General features: G+C 45.6%; 3 protein-coding genes. All 3 read right to left on the reverse strand.

Translation table 11 applies throughout. From position 1 onward, the window contains the following. Window positions 1-935: helix-turn-helix domain-containing protein (locus ACWA6V_RS17135; RefSeq protein ID WP_449523635.1), on the reverse strand; the 935-nt coding region annotated here is incomplete at its 3' end. Between the two features lie 262 nt (window positions 936-1197). After that, a complete protein-coding gene (locus ACWA6V_RS17140) occupies window positions 1198-3099 on the reverse strand; it encodes a family 43 glycosylhydrolase (protein ID WP_449523636.1) in 1902 nt (633 codons plus the stop codon). Between the two features lie 150 nt (window positions 3100-3249). Then, a partial coding sequence (locus ACWA6V_RS17145) for a glycoside hydrolase family 97 catalytic domain-containing protein (RefSeq protein ID WP_449523637.1) occupies window positions 3250-5048 on the reverse strand: 1799 nt, incomplete at its 5' end.

Below are 5048 nucleotides of genomic sequence, written 5' to 3' on the forward strand. Positions count from 1 at the left end.
TCATTAATTTTATTGGGGTTAATATTGGGCGATGCAATGGCTGCATCAAGGCTTAAGTCATGGTTGGTATATTCCGTCGCCATATAACGCAGCAGCGCATCCTTTTCTTTATCTTTTTGCGGCTCAATAAATAATTTCTTGTAGGCCATTAGCGGTTGGTCATCCTTCACCCGCGTGCGAATTTCCCGCGTCAACACCCGCGTATAGCGGCGCAATTGCCACACAAAAAATAGCACCCATAAACACACACAAACAGCAATGGCCGCATAAATAGTGCGCGGCTCGTAACCCGATAACTGGATATCCGTGAGCTTTACATTGGAGAGGGTGTTAGCAGGGCTTTGCAAGGAATTAACCCAGGCGAATCCCATGGATTTATCGAGCCGGTAACCTTTTTCACTGTAGTCAAAGCCGTATTGACTTAACCACCATTGCGGCGTTTCAAGATCATCCAGCGCAATACTGACCTTGGCCCAGCTCTGGGTGCAGGTGACTGCAGTGGAGGATACACGGCGGGTAACGAGATTTTTCAGATCGGTCACCTTGTCGTCAAAACTGAATAGAGTAAACAGGAGCACATTTTTTGGGTCGCAGATAATGTTAAACGACACCCTTTGAAAGCGCGTTAGATCGACCTGCAGTGAGGTTTGGATCGCATCGACAAAATAAATAGAATAGTGGGTATAAGGAAACCGCTGCTCAGGATCAAGGACAAAATCGTACTCGATATTACCGACTTCATTTCTGAGCGATAATTGTGTTTTTCCTTTTGGCTGCTCAGGCTCAACCGATGTTTTCCAAACCAAACCCTGATCGCGCGCGGGAAATAATGACGTTGCCAACTGTGATTTTTTATGGCCGATAGTCAGTAAGCATGCAGTCAAGATCACCATCACTAATGAGCCGAGGGCAAAATTCCGGTAAAACGTTATCATTGATGAAAAACCAAGGAGTATCCGGCAAAAAACTGCCGATTATCGTAGATGTCATGGGAAGACATTACGAAGCAATTATTGTAGTTGGGTTAGTTGTTCACTTGTATACATGCAGCAACAGGAATTGTCAAATGAAGGGAAATTCAGGAAAAGATTAATGAGCGGTGAGCTGGCTAATAATTGGGAGGCGGTGTTGTGAACTCCCAAGCAGAGCTTGGGAGTGAGGAAGAGTTGCAAACTAGGAGCGAGGACCAATCGGTTTTTAATTAATTGGCTTTAACTGGAATTTTTGGCAATTGGAATTTAACCATTGGCCTTGTGCAAAATTGGTGTGGTTTGCCAAACCGCAGTGCGCCAAATCCAGCACTAAATTACTTTTGCGGTTCGCCAGTTTTACAGTGCCATCGCTTAAAAAATCCACTTGCCAATGAGTGTGAATATCGCCACAAGCAGCCAGTTCGACATTGCTGCCGGGCACTATGGATTTATTGGCAATCGCCATGCACAACTTGGCATCCACACTGGATTGAATGTAGTAGTAACCATCCTGTGTATTCACCAATAACCAGCGTTGGTTCGCGTTATTACTCCACTCATCCTGTTCGATATTATTGCCCGCTTTTGCAACAGCACCCGCCGAGGTAACTGCTTTACCACTTTGGATACTGGTGATGGCCACTTCACCCAAGGGTTGTACACGCCAGAGTGTGCAGGCCGATTTTTTCTCGATAAATTGCGGCACATCTTCAACGGATTTTTTTCCGCTAGCAATTGGTGAAGGCTCTTTGCAATCGGCAAATTGCAACTCTTGTTTTGATTGAGCATTCACCAAGGTTAACCAACCTTTATCGTGCGGTACCAATTGCCATTGCTGGCAAAGTTGGTTGTGCCATGGGGCAGTATTTAAATCAGCAGATGCGCTGGCAGTACATTGCTCACCGCCCTGCCCTAAAAATAATCCCGCTGTATTCACTAAACGGTAATTACCATTGGTGGTGTAATCCAGTGTCCATCTCGCCTGCGTGCTGTTGCAACCAGCACTGCTGATTTTTCCATTTACATCCGTTACACATTGCTGATTGGCGTTACTCACCAATTGCACCTGCGTGCCCTGCACTGTTGTTATCAATGGACCATTTTCACCTGCAGGGGAAACTACCGGTTTTCCAGCTGCAACTGGCTCGCCAAAATTCGGGGTACCGTCATCATTCCAGGTAAATTTTTGCGCGCGCAATGAACGGGTACTACTGCAACCTTCCAACTCGCTGGCGTTGCCGTGGTAGATCAACCAATCTTCACTGCCATCAGGCGATTTAAAAAAGCCGTTGTGGCCGGGGCCATAAACACCATTGGCCTTACTGAATACGGGCTTATCAAATTTATGCCAGGATTCAGGTTTAAGCGGATCATTACCCGTTAATTCAACCAACCCCAATTTATAATCCGGCGTGTTACAAAAACTCGCAGAATACACCATATATGTTTTGCCATTACGCTTGATAATTTCCGGGCCTTCATTCACTTTCATCCCAGAATATTCCCACTCGTATTGCGGGCGGGAAATCATTACCTTCTCACCCGTTACTGTCCAGGGATTAGACATTTTGGAAATCCAAATGGTCTGCTCGTCTTTTACCCACTGCGACCACAGTAAATATAATTCGCCATTATGTTCAAAATAATTGCCGTCGATATTCCAGATATCGGGCATAGGCGAACCTTTATACGTGTAAGGGCCAAGCGGATCATCGCCCTGGCTTTCAATCACACTTAAATGTTGGCGATCATAATTTTCGGCGATGCCGGAGGTGTACATCACATACCAGCGATAACCCTTGGGCGTATTCAAGCGATGGAATTCAAATGCCCAAAAATTACAGCAGCGTTCCAATTCGCTTTCTGACCAAATATGGATGGGTGTTGCTGTAGCCAGACCAGCGAGTGTGGGCGATTTGCGCATCACCAACTGCGATGTCCAGGTAGTGGTGGTTAAATAATAATTACCTCGGAAATATTCCAACCAGGGGTCAGCACCATTGGGGAAAATGGGATTGGAGAAGGTATTGGGATCTACCGTAATTTTATCGGGTGTTTTACTTGGCTCTTTGGTCGCACAACCGAACAATATAACTGGCAGCAACAGGCTGGTTAATAATTTTTTCATAGTTGTATTTGCTCTCTCACTGGTTACATCTTTTTTTAATTCTGTCTCTTTCCCAAGCTCTGCTTGGGAATGCATATATCTAAACAACATCAATTTTATTTGTGGGATATACACTCCCAAGCGGAGCTTGGGAGCGAGAGGGGAAGGAATTTATTTCAATACCATCACAAAACCGGCACTTGGTCGCAGGGTAATTGTTGTTGGTGTATTGCTATTGATCTCTTGCTGCACAAAACTGCGCTTGGTTTCACCGCTGCCAATCAACACACCTTTTTGATCGCCTGCAAAACTCAAATCCAATGTGAGTGTTTTGCTTTCTGCTTCGGCGTTAATACCGGCGATATACCAGGCATCGCCCGCCTTGCGCGCCAGCACCAAATATTTCCCCGGGTAGCCGTCAATAAATTTCACATCGTCCCACTCGCGCGGCAATTCGCGCAAAAAATCCTTAACGTAATCAGGAACGGTCGTCATACCTTCGGGAATTTCTGCAAAATGTTGGATACCGGAGATCATCAATACCGATTCCGCTAATTCAAATGAGTTTTCCGTTACACGTTTAATATTGGGAATATCGCCAAACGCCATAGGGGTAAAATCCATTGGGTCAAACACATTGCGTGCAAACAGCGCCGTGGCAACATGTTTGGCAACCGGGTCTTGATCCGCCTGTGAGAAAGTAGTGAATTCAAATCCTTTTATCGATTCCATGGTCATTAAATTGGGATAAGTGCGCTGCCAGCCGCGCGGCAGAGTTGCACCGTGAAAATTCACCGACAAATTATATTCAGCGGCGTCTTTTAAAATATCCACGTAGTAGGCAATCATGGATTGGCCATCGCCGGCAAAAAAATCAATCTTTAAACCTTTAACGCCTATATCACGCAAACGCGTAAAAACAGCTGCTCGCTGTTCGCGGGTTAACAATTCGCTCTTGGGGCTATAGGGCGTTTGGTTCCAATCGCCAGAGGAGTTGTACCACACTAAAATTCCGATATTTTTTTGCGCAGCGTAATCCACCAGCTCTTTTAATTTTTCATAACCGATTTTCTTATCCCAATCAGCATCGATCAACGTGTAGTCCCAGTGCATATCTGCGGCGTAATCGATAAATTTTTTCTGTACATCAAAGGTAGTGAAGTCGTCTTTTAAAATCGCCCAACTCCAGGAGGAATGGCCGGGTTTTATAAAATCATTTTTTAAAGTAATGGCAGGGATTGCCAGATCAGTACCGAGGGTGGACTGAATAATCGTTGGCAAATCACCGATTGCCAGAATGCGCCAGGGGGAAATTAATTTATCTGTGCCACTCGCGAGCAATCCACCATTGGTAAACACCTCTGGTGCCTGCGGCGGAGCGACAGTGTATTCGCCATTAGCAGATTCATGAGATAACCGCGATGCGTGCCAGCTACCATCCATTCCTGTTTCAGAGACTAACACCCAATTATTATTGGTATTAAATAAACCGGGAAATGCCCAACCCGCACCCAGCGGGGATGGTGTGCCAACCGGAATATCCATTTGATAATGCTCTTCGTAAGAAGGGTTGGTATTGCTCCAACCGGTTTGCGCGACCGACATAGGTTGTAACCAAGCTTTGGTGTTTGATGCAAAATGGAAACTGGTGGTCTCTTTTACAAATTGTTTTTGCGCAATCACAGGATCAGTCACTGCATAGCGAAACGCAACGCCGTCATTGGAAACACGGAAGGTGACCTGCAATTTTTGTTGCTGCGCATTGTTAATAACAAAGGTTTGTTCATTGGCGCTGTAGGCAATCTTGCTTTTTTTTCCTACGCGCATGCTGTACTCATCAGTGACGGGAGCAACTGGCGATTGGGATTCAATCGTAACTCCTTGAGTAAAATCAGCAGCGGTTAATTGCAGCCCCAAATCCGATTCGAGAATAACGGGCTGTGCTGCACGATCGACTGAATAGGCAAGTG

It is taken from the genome of Cellvibrio sp. (assembly GCF_053579595.1).